The following is a 16676-nucleotide window of genomic DNA, read 5'->3' on the forward strand; positions in this document are numbered from 1 at the left end:
ACGGGCGAAACACGGCGCGAAATCGGCGTTGTTTAGCGTTGTTTCGCGAAACACGCTGGGTGTGCTTGGGTGGAATCCACGCTGTTGCGGGAAACGTCACTAAACAGCGGGGTAGCGAAGGGGAGTCGGAAGAATGCGCAGGGGCCGGTGGAATAATCGATGTCGTTAATTTTTCGCCATGAAACGCTGCGTGAAATTAACGCCGACCCATCGATGGAGGAGACAAGATGTCGAACGATACAAAAATTTCTTTGACCCGCCGCTGTGTTTTGTTCATGGGCGCCGGCGCCGCGGCGGCCACGACGCTCCTGGGCGCGTGCGGAGGCACCGCCAGCCGCGCCGGCAACGAGGACGCCGTCGCCGCATCCCGGCAGGCAGCGCCGAAACCCGCGACCGTGACGATCGATTCCTGCGGGCAGGCGGGCGCGACCTCGACCTGCGTCGTGCGGCGCTTCACGATCGACGCCGCCCCGGTCGATCCGGCCGCGACGCCCGCCGCCCAGGCCCTGTACAGCTGGCTGCTGTCGACATTCGGCACGTTCATCATCTCGGGCCAGACCGACCAGGACCATTTCGACTACGTGAAGACGTTGACCGGCCATTACCCATTGCTGCGGGGCTTCGACATGCAGCATTACAGCCCGATGTATTCCTGGCTGTGGGACGCTGACGCCGTCAACCCCGGCACCGGCCAGCCGGGCTATTTCACGTTCGGTCCCGATGCGGCCGACCCGTCCATCGCCAACTCGATCGCATGGCGCCGGGACCACGGGGACAAACCCATCATCGCCTACCAGTGGCACTGGCATTCGCCGTCGGGCGGCAGCGTCGGCACGAACACGTTCTACACCGAGTTCACGACATTCGATGCATCCCGGGCCGTGCGGAAGGGGACCCAGGAATATGCGGACACCCTGCGCGACATCGACGCGATCGCCGTCCAGCTCGCGAAGCTGCGCGATGCCGGCGTCCCCATCATCTGGCGGCCCTTGCACGAAGCCGGCGGCACGTGGTTCTGGTGGAGCGCGCAAGGCAGCACCGTGTACAGGCAGTTGTGGGACATGCTGTACGACCGCCTCGCGAATTACCACGGCCTGCACAACCTGCTGTGGTGCTGGTGCGGCGACGACGCTGCCTGGTATCCGGGGAACGACAAGGTCGATCTCGTCGGCATCGATTCCTACCCCGGCAACTTCGTCTACATCAACAACAAGGCGGCGTTCGACAAGGCCTATGCGCTCAGCAACGGCACGAAGCTCATCGCGATGACCGAGAACGGTTCGCTGCCCGACATCGACAGCAGCCTCGAAGGCGGCGCGCCGTGGTCGTTCTTCATGTCGTGGGTCGACATCACGGCGGCCAATGACGATGCGCGCATCAAGGCCGTGTATGCCGACCCGCGCGTCATCACGCTGGAACGCTACGTGTGATCAGAAGTTGTGGCGCATGCCGAGCACGTACGCCTTGAGCGTCGCGCCCGGCGTGGCACCCAGGCCGTTGATCGCGAAGTCGTAGACGCCGTTCGCGCGGTTGTCCAGGCGCGTCGTGTACGCGTACAGGCTGCTGCGCTTGCTGAGCGTGTAGTCGTAGCCGAGCGTCGCATGCGTGGCGCCCGTGCCCGCGCCGGCGCGCACGAAGCCGATGCGCGTGCCGGCCGGCCCGCTCGCGTCGCCGGCGCGCGCGATGCCGATGCGGATGCCGTGCGGTCCCATCTGGTGCGACACCGACAGGTACACGGCATTGCGTGCCAGGTTGCCGGTGCCCGTCCCGTACTTCAGCCGTTCGGCCACGATGGCGATGCGCGTCTGCGGGAACTGGTAGGCGAGGGCGGCTTTCGCACCCGTGTCGTCAAGGCCCGGCCCCTGGTACTCGTGGTGGCGTTCGCCCGCCAGCACCGCATACCACGGGCCCCGTTCGTAGATCGCGGCGGCCGACGTCAGCGACGGCTTCGCGCCGCTTGCCGGCTTTTCCTCGTTCAGGCCGTGCGTCACCCGCAGCGACAGGCCATGCCAGGATGGGCTCCAGTAATGTATCGAATTGGACTGGCGCCGGTCGAACGACGACTTGTCGCTGACGTTGTCCGCATCGCCCGCGGCGCCGTTGCCCATGATGCTCATGTAGCCCGCCGTCGTCGGATAGAACGGGTCGAGGCCGGACGTGGCGCCGTTATAGGCCGTGGTCCAGTGGCCCGCGAACAGCGTGCCCCACGTGCCGGCGAGGCCCACGCGGGTGTCGCGTGCGGCGAGGGCGCCGGCGCCCGTGTCGGGCGACAGCGTGCCTTCGATCTGGAAGAGGGCCTTCAGGCCGCCGCCCAGGTCTTCGCCGCCGCGGAAGCCCAGCACGGACCGGTTGTTCACGAGGCGCGTGAGGCCGGGGCCGGACGACGATTCCGCGTGTTCGAGGGCGACGTTGAGGCGGCCGTAGATCTGCACGGCGCCGTCTTGCGCGTGGACGGTGCCCGCGGCCAGCAGGAGGGCGGCGGGGATGTACTTGATATGCATGGGGGATCTCCTTTGCCCGCATTGTCGATGCGGACGGGGAGAGCGGGAACTACCGAAAGGTCAGGCCATCGGACTGCACTGCTCCGTCCCGGCCGCCATCGCCTTCAGGCGCGCCGGTTCGAGCAGCACCACCTCGCGCTTGTCGACCTGCACGAGCCCCAGCTTTTTGAAACGGGACAGCAGGCGGCTGATGCTTTCGATCGTCAGGCCCAGGTAGTTGCCGATGTCTTCGCGCGACATGCGCAGCTGGAAGCGCGTGGACGAATAGCCGCGCGCCGCGTAGCGGGCCGAGAGGTTGATGAGGAAGACGGCGAAGCGCTGCTCGGCGCGCATGTTCCCCAGCAGGAGCATGACGTTCTGTTCGCGCGTGATCTCCTGGCTCATGATGCGGTGGAAGTGGCGCAGCAGCGCCGGCACCTGGCCGAACAGGTCCTGCAGGTTCCCGAACGGGATCTCGCACACTTCGCTGTCTTCCAGTGCGACGGCGTCGCAGTGGTGGCGGTCGGCGCTGATGGCGTCCATGCCGAGCAGCTCGCCGGCCATCTGGAAGCCCGTGATCTGCGCTTCGCCCGAAGCATTGATCTGGTATGTCTTGAAGTGGCCGAAGCGCACGGCGTACAGGTTGCGGAACGGGGAGCCCATCTTGTACAGGGGCTCGTCGCGCTCCAGGCGGCGGCGCTTGCCGATGATCTGGTCCAGGCGGTCGATGTCCGCGTCTTCCAGGCCCATCGGCAGGCACAGCTGGTGCATGCTGCAGGCCGCGCAACTGGACTTGAGTGCGGTGACGTTGACGAGGGGTGCGGATGTGGTATCAGCGGCAATCATGGCAAGTACCTTCGGGTGATGTCTCGATTATAGACGTGCAGCCCTACTGCAACGAGGGAATTTGTCCCGACATTGGTTGCGTTGCCAACGAAGTGTCGCGTGGACGTCAAGCGTGCGCGCCTTCGCGTTGTCAAGGATTACACTTCCCATGAATATTTGCCAACGGGAGAACCATGTCCGTCGAACAGCGTTCAGCTTCATCCAATTTGCATGACGGCGTGGAGAGTGCTGTCGCGCCGCCGCTGGCCGACGAGGACCAGGCCCGCGCCGACTTCTACGCGCTGTTCGCACGCCTGCTGCTGGCTCCGCCCGACGCCGCGCTGCTCGCGGCGCTGGCCGCCGCGGATCCGATCGGCGCCGCCGGCGAATTCGCGCTCGAGGACGCCTGGCTGAAGCTGACCCAGGCCGCCAGCGTCGTCGATGCGGCCGCCGCGGCGGATGAATTCTCGGCCATGTTCATCAGCACCGGCACGCCGCCGCTGAATCCGTACGGTTCCTTCTACATCACGGGCCACCTGAACGATGCGCCGCTGGCCGAACTGCGCCACGACCTCGCGCGCCTGCGTCTCGCGCGGGCGCCAGGCGTGGGCGAGTTCGAGGATCACCTCGGCACGTTGTGCGAGACGATGCGCGTATTGATCCAGGGCGGACCCGGCATGCCGGCGCGCGGCCTCGCCGTGCAAAAAGCCTTTTTCGAAACGCATGTCCGGCCGTGGTATGCGGCCTGCCTGGCCGACATCGCGGGGAGTGCCGACGCGAATTTCTACCGGATCGTCGCAGGCGTCGTCGACGCCTTCCTTTCGATCGAAGCGCAGGCGTTCGCCGTGCTCGATAGCGCCGACCCGATTGCCGCATGAGGACCATCTGAGGACCATCATGAACGATGACAAGCAACCCGATCCGACCCGCCGCAGCCTGTTGAAGGCCGCGCCGCTGGGCGCGCTGGCCGTCGCCGCGGCGGCGCGTGCGCGTGCGCCGGAAGCGCAGCCCGAACCCGCGGCGCCGGCGGAACCGCAGAAGGCGCAGGGCTATCACGAGACGGAGCACATCCGGCGTTACTACCGCACTGCGGCTTACTGGTAGAAGGAGACCATCGCCATGACCCTGGTGAAGACATCACGCGACAGCGGATTGAAACGGCGCCGCTTCCTCGTCGGCGCGGGCGTGACGGCCGGCGCGGGCGCCCTCGCGCGCCACCTGCCGCTGAACGTGATCCAGCCCGCGACCGCGGCGGACCCCGTGCCGGCGAAGCCGAACACGGAGGTCAAGCACACCGTGTGCAGCCACTGCTCGGTGGGCTGCTCGGTGGAGGCGGTCGTCAGCAACGGCGTGTGGATCCGCCAGGAACCCGCGTTCGACTCGCCGATCAATATGGGGGCGCACTGCGCGAAAGGCGCGTCGGTGCGCGAGCACGGTTTCGGCGAACACCGCCTGCGCTATCCGATGAAGCTCGTGAGCGGCAAGTACGAGCGCATCACGTGGGACCAGGCCATCAACGAGATCGGCGACCGGCTCCTGAAACTGCGCGAGCAGTCCGGGCCGGATGCGCTGATGGTGATCGGCAGCTCGAAGCACAGCAACGAGCAGTCCTACCTGCTGCGCAAATGGGTCTCGATGTGGGGTTCCAATAACTGCGACCACCAGGCCCGCATCTGCCACTCGACGACGGTGGCCGGCGTCGCCCAGACCTACGGGTATGGCGCGATGACGAACTCGTTCAACGATCTCCACTACAGCAAGGCCGTGCTGTTCATCGGCTCGAACCCGGCCGAGGCGCATCCGATCTCGATGCTGCACTTCCTGCATGCGAAGGAACTGGGCGCGAAGATGGTCGTCGTCGACCCGCGCTTCACCCGCACGGCGCGCTTCGCCCACCACTACGTGCGCATCCGTCCCGGCACGGACATCGCGTTCGTGTGGGGCCTGCTGTGGCACATCTTCAACAACGGCTGGGAAGACAAGGAATACATCGCCGCGCGCACGTACGGCATGGACGACGTGCGCAAGGAAGTCGCGAAGTGGACGCCCGATAAAGTCAGCGACGTGACGGGCGTGCCGGAGGCGTCGGTGCGCCTGGCGGCCGAGATGCTGGCGACGAACAAGCCGTCGTCCGTCGTCTGGTGCATGGGCATCACGCAGCACCACGTGGGCACGGCGAACGTGCGCGCACTGTCGATCCTGCAGCTCGCGCTCGGGAACATCGGCGTGCAGGGCGGCGGCGCCAACATCTACCGCGGCCACGACAACGTGCAGGGCGCGACGGACATCGGTCCGAACGGCGAGTCGCTGCCCGGCTATTACGGCATCGCGGAAGGCGCGTGGAAGCACTTCTCGACCGTGTGGGGCGTCGATTACGACTGGGTCAAGTCGCGCTTCGGTTCGAAGGAGCTGATGGAGAAGCCGGGCATCACGGTGTCGCGCTGGTTCGACGCGGTCCTGGAAGACAACCAGTACGTCGACCAGCCGACGAACCTCCGCGCCGTGTTCTACTGGGGCCACGCGCCGAACAGCCAGACGCGCCTGCCGGACATGAAGGCGGCGATGCAGAAGCTGGACTTCATGGTCGTCATCGATCCTTATCCCAGCATGACGGCGGCGATGCACGGCAGGAGCGACGGCGTCTATTTGCTGCCGGCCGCGTCGCAGTTCGAGACACAGGGCTCCGTCACGGCGTCGAACCGGTCGATCCAGTGGCGCGAGCGCGTGATCCAGCCGCTGTTCGAATGCAAGACGGACCACGAGATCATGTACCTGTTCGCGAGAAAGCTCGGCTTCGGCGAACAGCTCGTCAAGAACATCAAGGTCGTCAACAACGAACCGGTCATCGAGGACATCCTCCGCGAGATCAACCGCTCCTGCTGGACGATCGGCTACACGGGTTGCTCGCCCGAGCGATTGAAACTGCACATGGAGCACAAGCGCGACTTCAATCCGACGACGATGCGCGCGGAGTCCGGTCCGTGCAAGGGCGACTATTACGGCCTGCCGTGGCCGTGCTGGGGCACGCCGGAGATGAAGCACCCGGGCACGCCGATCCTGTACGACCTGCACAAGCCGGTGGCAGAGGGCGGCCTGCCGTTCCGCGCCAACTGGGGCGTGGAGCACAACGGCGAGCCCCTGCTGGCGGCGGACGGCTCGTTCACGAAGGACAGCGAGATCGACACCGGCTATCCGGAATTCGACCACGTGTTCCTGAAAAAGCTGGGCTGGTGGGCCGAGCTGACGCCGGAAGAACAGGTGCAGGCCGAGGGCAAGAACTGGAAGACGGACCTGTCGGGCGGGATCATCCGCGTCGCCATCGCCCACGGCTGCGCGCCGTACGGCAATGCGCGCGCCCGCTGCAACGTGTGGAACTTCCCGGACCCCGTGCCGACGCACCGCGAACCGCTCGTCACGCCGCGGCGCGACCTGGTGGCCAAATACCCGACCTATGACGACAAGGCCGCGTTCTGGCGCCTGCCGACGCTCTATAAATCCGTGCAGGCGGTCGACTTTTCGAAGGACTACCCGCTGATCATGACGTCGGGCCGCCTCGTCGAGTACGAGGGCGGCGGCGAGGAGACCCGGTCGAACCCGTGGCTGGCCGAGCTCCAGCAGAACATGTTCTGCGAAGTGAATCCGGAAGACGCGGCGCAGATCGGCGTGAAGCTGGGCGAATTCATGTGGGTCGAGACGCCGACCGGCGCGCGCCTGAAACTGATGGCGATGGTGACGCCGCGCGTGCCCGTGGGCCTGGTGTGGATGCCGTTCCACTTCGGCGGCTGGTGGATGGGCGAGGACCTGGAAAAGCATTATCCGGAAGGCGGCGCGCCGGCGGTGCGCGGCGAGGCCGTGAACACCGGCTGGACGTACGGGTACGACGCCGTGACGATGATGCAGGAAACGAAAGTATCGCTGTGCCGGCTGGTGCGGGCGTAAATACCGTCATTCCCGCGCATGCGGGAATCCATGCCGAGGCTCAGGAATCGGGCTCTCGATGGATGCAAGGCGGATCAGACCAAGGCGACTTCGGTCGCTCAGCATGGCTTCCCGCTTTCGCGGGAACGACGAGGAGGCAGCAATGGCTAGAATGAAGTTCATCTGCGACACGGAGCGCTGCATCGACTGCAACGGCTGCGTGACCGCCTGCAAGAACGAAAACGAGACCCCGTGGGGCGTGAACCGGCGCCGCGTCGTCACCATCAACGACGGCGTGCCGGGCGAGCGCTCGATCTCGGTCGCGTGCATGCATTGCAGCGACGCGCCGTGCCTGGCCGTCTGCCCCGTCAACTGCATCTACCACACCGAAGACGGCATCGTCCTGCACGACAAGGACCAGTGCATCGGCTGCGGCTACTGCTATTACGCGTGCCCGTTCGGCGCGCCGCAGTTCCCGTCGACGGGCCTGTTCAACCACCGCGGCAAGATGGACAAGTGCACGTTCTGCTCCGGCGGTCCGGAGCCCGACACGTCCGAGGCCGAGTTCAAGAAGTATGGCCGCAACCGCATCGCCGAAGGCAAGCTGCCCGCCTGCGCGGAGATGTGCGGCACGAAGGCGCTGATCGGCGGCGACGCGACCGTCATCGCCGACATCTACCGCCAGCGCGTGGAGACGCGCGGCTACGGTCCGGAACTGTGGGGCTGGAAGATCGCGTACGGCAAGCCGAAGCGCGGCGGCGACATCAAGGCGACGGGCGACGGCCCGCGCGAGAACCAGAACCTCAAGGACTCGCAGAACGACGAGGGGAGGCTGCCGACATGAAGCGCATCCTCATCCTGTGCCTGCCGCTGGCGCTGCTCGCGGGCTGCCTCGAAGTCGACCAGCATCCGAACTGGGTGCACGGCATGTACGCCGGGAAGAAGGACGACCGGCCGTTCTTGCGCCACTTCCACAACGACAAGCTGTCGTGGTGGGGCACGATCAGCAACCGCAACATGAACCAGAACGAATACAACCGGGCCAACCCGTAACAGGAGCCGACCATGTCATTCACGCTACGATCGATATTGTCATTGCTCTTGTCGCTGTGGCTCGTCGGCATCGCGCACGCCGGCGTCCCGAACAACCGCGCCGAGCCTGCGTATGCCGAGGAACAGACCATCCTGCAGGCCGAGAAGGATGCGCGCACGCCCGAGCCGGGCCTGGGTTCGTCGGCCTCCGGCCGCGTGCACATCGACCGCCACTACCTGGGCCAGTACGGCGGCACGGAAGGCACCGTGATCGTGCAGCGCGGGGGCAACCAGTGGCGCATCTGGCGCAACGGGCCGATCGCAACGGCGATGGGCACGATCCTCGTCGTCGTGCTCGTGGCGATTTTCTTCTTCTACCGCGCCATCGGCCCCGCGCGCACGGACGAACCGGACACGGGCCGGCGCATCCGCCGCTTCACGGGCTGGGAGCGCGGCGTGCACTGGGCGACCGCGATCAGCTTCATCATCCTCGCGGTGACGGGCCTCGTCATCATGTTCGGCAAGAAGCTCCTGATCCCGCTCGTCGGCCACGACGTGTTCGCCGCGCTGGCCTATATCTTCAAGTACCTGCACAACTTCGTGGGCCCGCTGTTCATCGTGTGCTCCGTGCTGATGTTCTTCACTTTCCTGCGCCGGAACGTCTTCCGCCGCATCGACTGGCAGTGGGTCAGGCAGGGCGGCGGCCTCGTGTCGCACAAGCACGTGCCGGCCGGGTTCTTCAACGCCGGCGAGAAATCGTGGTTCTGGCTGGGCGTGACCCTGCTGGGCCTCGTGATGTCGGTCACCGGCCTGATTCTCGATTTCGTCACGTTCGGCCAGACGCGCTACGTGATGCAGGTCGCGAACTACCTGCACATCGCCGGCGCCACGTTCTACATCGCGGCCGCGATGGGCCACATCTACATCGGCACGTGGGGCACGCCGGGCGCGTACGAAGCGATGCGCCACGGGACCGTGGACGAATCGTGGGCCAAGGCGCACCACGCCGTGTGGTACGACGAAGTGAAGGCGGGCGTGGAACCGGGCACGTTCGACGACCGCGTGCCGCCCGACCAGCGGCCGCCGGCCGGCAGCCCGCCGCCGCGGCCCGCGCATTGAGGAGCGGTCGATGAAAACCACGACGATGTTGATGGCCGCGCTGGTACTGCTGGGCGCCGCCGGCTGCAAGCAGCATGGCGACGAAGCCCAGCGCAAGACCAAATTCCCCGGCATGGTGACGGCCGACGGCGGCACGAGCGGCCAGGTGATGGCCGCGCACGGCGGCCCGAAAACGAACGCCGTGTACGCGGGCGGCACGCCGGGCATCGCGGGCGGCAGCGGCGGCAATACGGCCGGCGCCGCGACGGGCGGCTCCGTGCGCGAGACGGGGCAAGGCCCGAGCCAGGGCGTGACGCCGCCCAGCGGTCCCGGGACGCTCGACACCACGCAGACCGAGCCCGGCGACCATGGCAAGCCGGCCGCGCCGACGCCGGCCGAAGTGGGGCCGCAGCCGGGCGCCGTCAACCGCGACCCGAGCCATTCGGCCGCGCCGGGACGATGAGGAGACCACGATGAAGCACCTGACCAGGATTGCCGCCATCGCGCTGGCGCTGTCCGCCGCGGCGGCCCACGCCGCGCTGCCGCCGCCGACACCGGCGCAGCAGGAGGCCGCCGCCGCGAAGAAGGCGGCCGCGGATGCGCAGGCGGCCAAGGACAAGGCGTTGCTGACCGCGTCGATGGATGCCATCACGGCCCGCTGGCGCAGCCGCGCGTCGGCGCAGGGTTGGAAGGTGCATGCGCCGGTCGCGATCGCCGCGGCCGGACCGGCACAAGCGGCCGCACCGGCCGGACAGCCGGAAGGCAAGCTGACGCCGGCCGGCGCCGCCGCGCCGATCAGGAGCGAAAAACTGGGCACGGCGCCGCCCAGCGCGGACGTGAAGGCCCACCCGACGCGGTCCGAGCCGGCGGGCACGCCGCCGACCGTCCAGAAAGGCACGCCGAAGGTGAACAACCGATGAAGATGGGATCCATGCCGATCGCCGTGCTGATGCAGCGGCGGACCCTCCAGCACCGCTGGGCCGACGAGGCCTGGGAAGCGGTCGGCGTCGTGCCGGACCGCGGCGACCTGCCGCCGCTGCAGGTGCTGAGCCAGACGCCCGAGCGCGACTACTACCTCGTGTCCGGCCTCGAACTGGAGCTGTATCCGGACGAGAACGAAGGCTATTACGAGAACTGCGTGGCGCCCGAATCGAAGGTCTTCGTGCTGTGGCGGATGGAGAACGGCCGCGCGATGCCCGTGCGCGCATCGGTCAGCTACGTCGAGGGCACGCGCATGTTCGACTCGGGCGAAAACGCGGACGGCGTGACGATGTCGGCCGAGATCTATGCGTGGCTCGCGGGCTATCTGCGCGAGCACTATCAACCGAAGCCGCGGCGCGGCCGCCAGCACGGATGACGGACGAAGGCTTCCTGCGCCGCTGGGCGCGCCGCAAGACGGAGGTGCGATCGGGAATGGCACCGCCGCCGGAACCGCTCGCGCCTGTCGCAGACCTGCCGGTCCCGGTCGTCGATGCGCCTGCGGTGGCACCGGCCGACGCGCCGTTGCCGACGATGGACGACGTCGCGCGCCTGACCGGCGACTCCGATTTCTCCGCCTTCGTCGCGCGCGGCGTCGATGCCGCCGTGCGCCGGACGGCGCTGAAAAAACTGTTCGCCGACCCGCATTTCAATACGATGGACTGCCTCGACGTCTACATCGCCGACTACACGAAGCCGAGTCCCGTGTCGGAAGCGATGCTCGCGTCGCTGGAGCACGCGAAGAACGCGTTGCAGCGGGTTGTCGAAGCCGTCGAAGACCCACCGGCCGCGGAAGATGCGCCGGGGGACGCCAATAACACCACCTGAAACCGGGACAGTATGAATATCCGTTTGATCGAAGGGCAGGGCGTCGCCCTCGACCCCGTCCAGGACGACCGCGACCGCGTCGCCCGCAACGCGGCGCTGGCCGCGCTGGCCGACATTCCCGCACCCGACCCGCTGGACACGGTCGGCTACAAGTCCGCCGGCCACACGCTCGTCATCGGCACCCGCGCCGACGCTCTGCCGTGGGCCGAGCGCCTGGCTGCCGCGCTGCCCGTCACCGTGCTGCTGCTGGATGACGATGGGAGCGACAAGGCGTTGCGCCTGTATCCCGTGTTTGCGGCGCGCGCGCTCGTCGTGACGGGCTGGCTCGGCGCGTTCGACGCGACGTGGCAGACGGGAGGCAGCCAGCCCGAACACGCGCGCTTCGACCTCGTGCTCGACCTCGGCGCGGCGCCGCAGATCGCCACGCACCAGCGCCCGCACGGCTATTACGCGCCGGGGCTCGATCCCGCCGCGCGCCAGGCCGCCGTCGCCGAACTCGTCGGGATGGTCGGCGACTTCGAGAAGCCGACATACTTCGCGTACAAGGAACGCCTGTGCGCGCACGGCCGCAACCGCCGCAGCGGCTGCAATGCATGCGTCGAGATCTGCTCCGCCGGCGCGATCTCGGGCGCGGGCGACCTGATCGCCGTGAACCCTTACCTGTGCGCGGGCTGCGGCGCGTGCACGACCGTCTGCCCCACGGGCGCGTTGGGCTATGCTTATCCCGGCGCGGCGCACACGGGCATGCGCATCAAGGCCGCGCTGAACGCCTACACGCAGGCGGGCGGGCGCGAGCCGGTGCTGCTCGTCCACGGCCTGGAAGGCGCGGCGCTGCTGGACGCCGTCGACGTCCCCGGACGCGTGCTGCCGCTGGGCGTGCACCACACGGCATCGACCGGCATCGACATCTGGCTCGCGGCGCTCGCCTGGGGCGCGGCGGGCATCACGGTCCTCATGACGGACGCCGAGGCCCCGCAGTACGCGGCCGCGCTGGATGAGCAGATGACCATCGCGCGGACCATCATGACGGGCCTCGGCTACGCGGGCGCGCACGTGCAGCTGCTGCGCGCGACCGCGCCGGACGAGCTGGCGCGCGCGCTGCAGAACGCGCCGCGCGGCGAGGTGCCGGCGCGGCGTGCCGGCTTCAACGTGGCGGCGGACAAGCGCAACACGCTCGACTACGCGCTCGAGCATTTGTTGCGCGAGGCGCCGCAGCAGGTCGAGGAGATCGCGCTGCCGGCCGGCAGTCCGTTCGGTACGCTCGCCGTCGACGCGGGCAAATGCAGCCTGTGCATGGCGTGCGTGGGCGCATGTCCGGCGTCGGCGCTGCAGGATGGGCAGAACGCGCCGCAGCTGCGCTTCATCGAAAAGAACTGCGTCCAGTGCGGGCTGTGTGCCGATACGTGTCCGGAAGATGCGATCCGGCTGGTGCCGCGGCTGTCGTTCCGCGACACGCGCAAGCAGCCCGTGGTGCTGAACGAGACGCAGCCGTTCCACTGCATCCGCTGCAACAAGCCGTTCGGGACGCTGCGCATGGTCGAGAGCATGCTGGCGCGCCTGGCCGGCCATCCCGCGTTCGCCGGTCACCTCGACCGCATGCGCATGTGCGGCGACTGCCGCGTGATCGACATGATGACGCCGGCCGGCGAGCAGACCATTCATCAGGCGCAGGAGCTGCGCCGGCAGCGTTGATGCGGCGCCCCCGGCACTGCCGGAAGCGACCTCCCGCGGCGGCGGGAGCCAGGTTCGGCGCGTTTCGATGACGCGTGCAAACCGGGTCCCCGCCTGCGCGGGGACGACGAGGTTGCACATCGTCCGTTCCCATCCTGCTCGTGGCAGAATGGTCGCGAGCCGTTACACGACCACCGACACGGGCGCTCACGAGGCGCCCGTTTCGCAACCACAAGGAGACGACCGATGGCATCCCCGTACGAGCGCTTCATCCGCGCGCGCGACTTCCTGCACCAGCACCGTACCGACTACGCGACGGCCTATCGCGATTACCGGCCGCCCGAGCTCGACGAATTCAACTGGGCACTCGATTATTTCGACACGCAGGCCAAGGGCAACACGACGCCCGCGCTGTGGGTCGTGGAACAGGACGGCAGCGAGCGCAAGATCGGTTTTGCCGACATGGCGGCGCGTTCCAGCCAGGTCGCGAACTGGCTGCGCGATTGCGGCGTGCGGCGCGGCGACCGCGTGCTCCTGATGCTGCCGAACCGCGTCGAGCTGTGGGAGATCATGCTGGCCGGGATCAAGCTGGGCGCCGTGCTCGTGCCGACGACCATGCTCGTGTCCAGCAACGACCTGCAGGACCGCCTGCAGCGGGGACAAGTGCGCCACGTGATCGCGCAGGCGTCCGAGACGCACAAGTTCGCGGACCTGGCCGGCGATTTCACGCGCATCGCCGTCGGCGGAAACGTCGCCGGATGGCGCGATTACGCGGACAGCGCGTCGGCGGCGGCAGGCTTCGTCCCGGACGGTAGCACGCGCGCCACCGATCCGCTGCTGCTGTACTTCACGTCGGGCACGACGGCGAAGCCGAAGCTCGTGCTGCATAGCCACCAGAGTTATCCGGTCGGCCATCTGTCGACGATGTACTGGATCGGGCTGCGGCCGGGCGACGTCCACTGGAACATCAGCTCGCCGGGCTGGGCCAAGCACGCGTGGAGCTGCTTCTTCGCGCCGTGGAATGCGGGCGCCACCGTGTTCGTCTACAACTACGAACGCTTTTCCGCCCGCGCCTGCCTGGACACGATCGTGCGCTGCGGCGTGACGTCACTGTGCGCGCCGCCGACGGTGTGGCGCATGATGATCAAGGAAGACCTCGCGCAGTGGCAGCCGCCGCTGCGCGAACTGGTCGGCGCGGGCGAGCCGTTGAATCCGGAAGTCATCGAGCAGGTCGAGCGCGCGTGGGGCATCCGCATCCGCGACGGCTTCGGCCAGTCCGAGACCACGTGCCAGATCGGCAATCCGCCCGGCCAGCCCGTCAAGCCGGGATCGATGGGCCGGCCGCTGCCGGGCTACCGCGTCGCGCTGCTCGACATCGACGACCAGCCGGCGGAGGAGGGAGAGATCTCGCTGCGCCTCGATCCTGCCCCGCTGGGCCTGATGCTGTGCTACGAGAACGACGAGGCGAAGACCGCGGACGTCATGCGCGCCGGCCACTATCACACGGGCGACACGGCGCGCGTGGACGAGGAGGGCTATTACTTCTACGTGGGCCGCAACGACGACGTGTTCAAGTCGTCCGACTACCGCATCAGCCCGTTCGAACTGGAGAGCGTATTGATCGAGCATCCGGACGTGCTGGAAGCGGCCATCGTCCCGAGTCCGGACCCGGTGCGCCTCGCGGTGCCGAAGGCGTTCATCGCGCTGCGTCCGGGCGTGGAACCGACGCGCGCACTGGCCGCCGCGATCTTCGCCTTCGCGCGTGACCGGCTGGCGCCGTACCAGCGCATCCGCCGCATCGCGTTCACGGACTTGCCGAAGACGATCTCCGGCAAGATCCGCCGGGTCGAGTTGCGCAAGGCGGAGGCGGCGGGCGATCGGGCCGTGCTTGAATTCAGGGACGACGAATTCGGCGGCTGAGCAGCCGACACGGTAAGATAATGGCGTGCGGCAGGAATGCCGCGATCCGATCAATAATAGATCGTGTCCATCCAACCGAACGCCGATCCATGAACCCGTCCGTCCCTCCGACCACATCGAAGCAGACCGCAAGCAAGGGCGCCCGCAAGCCGGCCCGCCCGGCCTCGTACGAGGTTCGGAAATCGCCCGTGCATGGCAACGGCGTGTTCGCGCTGCGCGACATCCCGGCCGGCGAGCGCATCATCGAATACCGCGGCGAGCGCATCACGTGGGACGAGGCGACGCGCCGTGCCGCCGAACGGGGCGGCCCGGTCAATCACACGTTCTATTTCAGCCTCGCCGACGGCAACGTGATCGACGGCGGCCGGCGCGGCAACGACGCCCGCTGGATCAACCACGCGTGCGAACCCAATTGCGAAGCCTACGAAGAAGACGGCCGCGTGTACATCCACGCGCTGCGCGACATCGACGCGGGCGAGGAACTGAACTACAACTACGCGCTGATCTACGACGAGCGCCACACGCCCGCGCTGAAGCGCCTGTTCGCCTGCCGCTGCGGCACGCCGGCCTGCACGGGCACGATGCTGGCGCCCAAGAAGCGTGTGCGCAGGAAGGGGACGTCGGAGTCTGCCGGCGCCTCGACCTGAAGCATCCGGACCAGACATCGACACCACAACAACAGGAACCACCGCCAGCCCATGAAACCCGTCGTCCGCAGCCTGCTCGAAACCGATCTCTATAAATTCACCATGTGGCAGGCTTTGATGCACATGCACCCGAACGCCAGCGGCGAATACGAGTTCAAGTGCCGCAACACGCCCGCGTATCCGCTGGCGGAATTGAAAGAAGAAGTCGAACGCGAGTTGGACCACCTGTGCACGCTGATGTTCACGGAGGACGAGGTCAGTTACATGCGGTCCCTGCGCTTCATCAAAAGCGACTTCGCCGACTTCCTCACCTTGTTCCGTTTCCAGCGCAAGTTCATCCACGTGGAAACGGACGGGCCGCACCTGCGCATCCGCGCCTGCGGTCCCATCGTGCACGTGATGGGCTTCGAGATCTTCGTGCTGTACATCGTCAACGAGCTGTATTTCCGCCGCTTCGACCAGCAGGCCGCCATCGGGGAGGCGCGCAAGCGGCTCGACCAGAAGATCGCCGAGTTCCGCGCCTTCGACCAGGAGCCGAAGAAGGTCAACCCGTTCGAGTTCTTCGATTTCGGCGTGCGCCGCCGCTTCTCGGGCGACTGGCACGAGGAAGTCGTCGCCACGCTGGCGCGCGAGCTGCCGCAGTTCTTCAAGGGGACGTCGAACGTCTACCTGGCGAAGAAATTCAACCTGGTGCCGATCGGCACGATGGCGCACGAATACATGCAGGCGTTCCAGTCGTTCGACGTGCGCCTGCGCGATTTCCAGAAGAAGGCGCTGGAGGACTGGGTGCAGGAATACCGCGGCGACCTCGGCACGGCGCTGACGGACGTCGTCGGCATGGACGCGTTCCTGCGCGACTTCGACCTGTATTTCGCCAAGCTGTTCGACGGCCTGCGCCACGATTCCGGCGACCCGGTGGCGTGGGGCGAGAAGGCCATCGCGCACTACGCCAGGCTGCGCATCGACGCGCGCACGAAGCGGCTCGTGTTCTCGGACGCGCTCACGGTGCCCAAGGCGCTTTCCCTGTACCGCCACTTCGCCGACCGCGTGATGACGGGCTTCGGCATCGGCACCAAGCTCACCAACGACACGCAGTACGACCCGCTGAACATCGTCATGAAGCTCACGCGCTGCAACGGCCAGCCCGTCGCCAAGCTGTCCGACAGCCCCGGCAAGGGCTTCAGCACGGACGAGACCTTCATCGCCTATCTGCGCCAGGTGTTCGACCAGCATATCTGATCGCAAGGGCGCCGCCACCGCGCGGCGTCTCTTTGTCGAC

Annotated in this window: 17 protein-coding genes; 15 read left to right on the forward strand and 2 right to left on the reverse strand. The window is 67.3% G+C overall.

Translation table 11 applies throughout. The features are described 5' to 3' along the window. Window positions 1–227 precede the first annotated feature (227 nt). On the forward strand, window positions 228–1430 hold the full coding sequence (locus ACEN9H_RS09705; protein WP_413674595.1) for a glycosyl hydrolase: 1203 nt from the start codon (window positions 228–230) through the stop codon (window positions 1428–1430). On the opposite strand, the gene ACEN9H_RS09710 is transcribed toward ACEN9H_RS09705, so the two are convergent. Both ACEN9H_RS09710 and fnr read right to left on the reverse strand, forming a co-directional pair. After that, complete coding sequence (locus ACEN9H_RS09710) at window positions 1431–2501, reverse strand: porin (RefSeq protein WP_413674596.1); 1071 nt, start codon at window positions 2499–2501, stop codon at window positions 1431–1433. 60 nt (window positions 2502–2561) lie between these two features. Then, on the reverse strand, window positions 2562–3326 hold the full coding sequence (fnr, locus tag ACEN9H_RS09715) for a fumarate/nitrate reduction transcriptional regulator Fnr (protein ID WP_413674597.1): 765 nt from the start codon (window positions 3324–3326) through the stop codon (window positions 2562–2564). A 218-nt stretch (window positions 3327–3544) separates the two neighbouring features. Here fnr and ACEN9H_RS09720 point away from each other — a divergent pair, with 218 nt between their 5' ends. From ACEN9H_RS09720 to pncB, 14 genes are all read left to right on the forward strand, one after another. Further along, window positions 3545–4183 carry a molecular chaperone gene (locus tag ACEN9H_RS09720; RefSeq protein WP_413674598.1) on the forward strand — a complete coding sequence of 213 codons (639 nt, stop codon included), beginning with the start codon at window positions 3545–3547 and terminating at the stop codon, window positions 4181–4183. 19 nt (window positions 4184–4202) lie between these two features. Beyond that, complete coding sequence (locus tag ACEN9H_RS09725; RefSeq protein ID WP_229412170.1) at window positions 4203–4409, forward strand: twin-arginine translocation signal domain-containing protein; 207 nt, start codon at window positions 4203–4205, stop codon at window positions 4407–4409. A 15-nt stretch (window positions 4410–4424) separates the two neighbouring features. Next, a complete protein-coding gene (locus tag ACEN9H_RS09730; RefSeq protein WP_413674599.1) occupies window positions 4425–7244 on the forward strand; it encodes a formate dehydrogenase subunit alpha in 2820 nt (939 codons plus the stop codon). A 142-nt stretch (window positions 7245–7386) separates the two neighbouring features. Continuing rightward, window positions 7387–8067, forward strand: coding sequence for a formate dehydrogenase FDH3 subunit beta (gene fdh3B / locus ACEN9H_RS09735; RefSeq protein ID WP_056135653.1), 681 nt, complete (start codon window positions 7387–7389; stop codon window positions 8065–8067). Then, window positions 8064–8276, forward strand: coding sequence for a hypothetical protein (locus tag ACEN9H_RS09740; RefSeq protein WP_056135650.1), 213 nt, complete (start codon window positions 8064–8066; stop codon window positions 8274–8276). The genes fdh3B and ACEN9H_RS09740 overlap by 4 nt, the downstream gene beginning before the upstream one ends. A 36-nt stretch (window positions 8277–8312) precedes the next feature. After that, a complete protein-coding gene (locus ACEN9H_RS09745) occupies window positions 8313–9374 on the forward strand; it encodes a formate dehydrogenase subunit gamma (RefSeq protein WP_413674600.1) in 1062 nt (353 codons plus the stop codon). Window positions 9375–9384: 10 nt separating this feature from the next. Beyond that, window positions 9385–9816, forward strand: coding sequence for a hypothetical protein (locus ACEN9H_RS09750; RefSeq protein WP_413674601.1), 432 nt, complete (start codon window positions 9385–9387; stop codon window positions 9814–9816). 10 nt (window positions 9817–9826) lie between these two features. After that, window positions 9827–10273, forward strand: coding sequence for a hypothetical protein (locus ACEN9H_RS09755; protein WP_413674602.1), 447 nt, complete (start codon window positions 9827–9829; stop codon window positions 10271–10273). Next, window positions 10270–10710: a DUF3305 domain-containing protein gene (locus ACEN9H_RS09760; RefSeq protein WP_371768323.1), complete on the forward strand. Its 441-nt coding sequence runs from the start codon at window positions 10270–10272 to the stop codon at window positions 10708–10710. Before ACEN9H_RS09755 ends, ACEN9H_RS09760 begins: the two co-directional genes overlap by 4 nt. After that, window positions 10707–11159 (forward strand): DUF3306 domain-containing protein, encoded by a 453-nt coding sequence (locus tag ACEN9H_RS09765; protein ID WP_413674603.1) that lies wholly within the window; start codon window positions 10707–10709, stop codon window positions 11157–11159. The genes ACEN9H_RS09760 and ACEN9H_RS09765 overlap by 4 nt, the downstream gene beginning before the upstream one ends. A gap of 12 nt (window positions 11160–11171) precedes the next feature. After that, window positions 11172–12851 (forward strand): 4Fe-4S binding protein, encoded by a 1680-nt coding sequence (locus ACEN9H_RS09770; RefSeq protein ID WP_413674604.1) that lies wholly within the window; start codon window positions 11172–11174, stop codon window positions 12849–12851. A 225-nt stretch (window positions 12852–13076) separates the two neighbouring features. Further along, on the forward strand, window positions 13077–14750 hold the full coding sequence (locus tag ACEN9H_RS09775; protein WP_413674605.1) for an AMP-binding protein: 1674 nt from the start codon (window positions 13077–13079) through the stop codon (window positions 14748–14750). A gap of 89 nt (window positions 14751–14839) precedes the next feature. Beyond that, window positions 14840–15397 carry an SET domain-containing protein gene (locus ACEN9H_RS09780; RefSeq protein ID WP_413674606.1) on the forward strand — a complete coding sequence of 186 codons (558 nt, stop codon included), beginning with the start codon at window positions 14840–14842 and terminating at the stop codon, window positions 15395–15397. Between the two features lie 51 nt (window positions 15398–15448). Beyond that, a complete protein-coding gene (gene pncB, locus ACEN9H_RS09785; RefSeq protein WP_413674607.1) occupies window positions 15449–16636 on the forward strand; it encodes a nicotinate phosphoribosyltransferase in 1188 nt (395 codons plus the stop codon). The last annotated feature ends 40 nt before the right edge of the window (window positions 16637–16676 follow it).

This window comes from Massilia cellulosiltytica (assembly GCF_047325105.1).
In the GTDB taxonomy this organism is placed as follows: Bacteria; Pseudomonadota; Gammaproteobacteria; order Burkholderiales; family Burkholderiaceae_D; genus Telluria; species Telluria orientalis.

Excerpts from the sequence above, each read along its gene's own strand:
- ACEN9H_RS09765 (WP_413674603.1), top strand. The coding sequence starts at position 10,707 with ATGACGGACGAAGGCTTCCTGCGCCGCTGGGCGCGCCGCAAGACGGAG.
- ACEN9H_RS09740 (WP_056135650.1), top strand. The coding sequence starts at position 8,064 with ATGAAGCGCATCCTCATCCTGTGCCTGCCGCTGGCGCTGCTCGCGGGC.
- ACEN9H_RS09760 (WP_371768323.1), top strand. The coding sequence starts at position 10,270 with ATGAAGATGGGATCCATGCCGATCGCCGTGCTGATGCAGCGGCGGACC.
- ACEN9H_RS09770 (WP_413674604.1), top strand. The coding sequence starts at position 11,172 with ATGAATATCCGTTTGATCGAAGGGCAGGGCGTCGCCCTCGACCCCGTC.
- ACEN9H_RS09750 (WP_413674601.1), top strand. The coding sequence starts at position 9,385 with ATGAAAACCACGACGATGTTGATGGCCGCGCTGGTACTGCTGGGCGCC.
- ACEN9H_RS09730 (WP_413674599.1), top strand. The coding sequence starts at position 4,425 with ATGACCCTGGTGAAGACATCACGCGACAGCGGATTGAAACGGCGCCGC.
- fdh3B (WP_056135653.1), top strand. The coding sequence starts at position 7,387 with ATGGCTAGAATGAAGTTCATCTGCGACACGGAGCGCTGCATCGACTGC.
- ACEN9H_RS09705 (WP_413674595.1), top strand. The coding sequence starts at position 228 with ATGTCGAACGATACAAAAATTTCTTTGACCCGCCGCTGTGTTTTGTTC.
- ACEN9H_RS09725 (WP_229412170.1), top strand. The coding sequence starts at position 4,203 with ATGAACGATGACAAGCAACCCGATCCGACCCGCCGCAGCCTGTTGAAG.
- fnr (WP_413674597.1), bottom strand. The coding sequence starts at position 3,326 with ATGATTGCCGCTGATACCACATCCGCACCCCTCGTCAACGTCACCGCA.
- ACEN9H_RS09780 (WP_413674606.1), top strand. The coding sequence starts at position 14,840 with ATGAACCCGTCCGTCCCTCCGACCACATCGAAGCAGACCGCAAGCAAG.
- ACEN9H_RS09755 (WP_413674602.1), top strand. The coding sequence starts at position 9,827 with ATGAAGCACCTGACCAGGATTGCCGCCATCGCGCTGGCGCTGTCCGCC.
- pncB (WP_413674607.1), top strand. The coding sequence starts at position 15,449 with ATGAAACCCGTCGTCCGCAGCCTGCTCGAAACCGATCTCTATAAATTC.
- ACEN9H_RS09710 (WP_413674596.1), bottom strand. The coding sequence starts at position 2,501 with ATGCATATCAAGTACATCCCCGCCGCCCTCCTGCTGGCCGCGGGCACC.
- ACEN9H_RS09775 (WP_413674605.1), top strand. The coding sequence starts at position 13,077 with ATGGCATCCCCGTACGAGCGCTTCATCCGCGCGCGCGACTTCCTGCAC.